Origin of the sequence: Sphingomonas sp. CCH15-F11, assembly GCF_001557005.1 — a bacterium.
In the GTDB taxonomy this organism is placed as follows: domain Bacteria; phylum Pseudomonadota; class Alphaproteobacteria; order Sphingomonadales; family Sphingomonadaceae; genus Sphingomonas.
Genome location: NZ_LSKG01000008.1, coordinates 1 through 1,014, shown reverse-complemented (window position 1 = coordinate 1,014; position 1,014 = coordinate 1). Strand labels below are relative to the sequence as shown.

Below are 1,014 nucleotides of genomic sequence, written 5' to 3'. Positions count from 1 at the left end.
CGCTCGCCGACAAATAGCGCGATCAGAATGCCGCCACTTAGCGCGAGCGTTTACAAGCAGCCGCGCAGCGGCCATTTCGCCTCTCGAAACCGTACCTTGTTTCCTTCTTCGAAATCGGGCTAGTTCGCGTCGAGTTCTCGGAGAACGCCCTTGCTCGTCGGTTACGCCCGTGTTTCCACCAGGGATCAGTCCCCTGCCCTACAAATCGACGCGCTCCATGCGGCCGGGTGCGAACGCGTGTTCACCGAAAAGGCATCGGGCGCGCAGCGCGATCGACCGGAATTGAGGGCCGCGCTAGATTACATCCGCGCCGGTGATTCCCTTGTGGTGTGGAAGCTCGACCGGCTGGCGCGCTCCGTCCGGCAGCTCGTGGAGACGGCCGAAGATCTCGCCAAGCGCGAGATTGGCCTTCGCGTGCTCACCCAGGCCATCGACACCACCAGCCCCGGCGGGCGGCTCGTTTTCCACGTCTTCGCGGCCGTCGCCGAGTTCGAGCGCGAGCTGACGCTAGAGCGCACCCACGCCGGACTTGCCCAGGCGAAGGCGTTGGGGCGACGCGGCGGGCGCAAGCCGGCGATGGGACCGGCGGAGATCAAGCGCGCCAAGGCGATGCTCGCAGACCCGACCATCGCCGTCGAGGAGGTGGCAGCGCAGCTCGGGGTGCAGCCGTCGACGCTCTACCGGCACATACCGGGTGGGCGCAGCTCGGTGGTCGCGCAGGTGTAATGGAGGCCGTCATTGTCGGCCGCGTCTTTCTTCCACCCACCCAACCCTTGGGGCTTGGCCCACGGCCCGGCAGGCAGGCAGGCAGGCAGGCAGGCAGGCAGGGGATCGTCGATCAGGCGAACAGGTCGCCGATCGCGCGCACCCGGAAGGCGTTGCGCCGGCGGCGCCGGCGATGCTCGCCAGCGTCGTGGCGCATATGGCACCGCTGGCAGAGCGCAGCGAGGTTGCGCGGTCGGTTGTCGCCGGGATCGTGGTTCAGGTGCGCGCTGGCGAGCACGACGCGCGTGA

Annotated in this window: 1 protein-coding gene; it reads left to right on the top strand. The window is 67.9% G+C overall.

Going from position 1 to position 1,014, the window contains the following annotated elements; translation table 11 throughout:
- Positions 1–150: 150 nt before the first annotated feature.
- Positions 151–726, top strand: a complete 576-nt coding sequence (locus AX709_RS01140) for a recombinase family protein (protein WP_066212936.1) — start codon at positions 151–153, stop codon at positions 724–726.
- Positions 727–1,014: the final 288 nt, after the last annotated feature.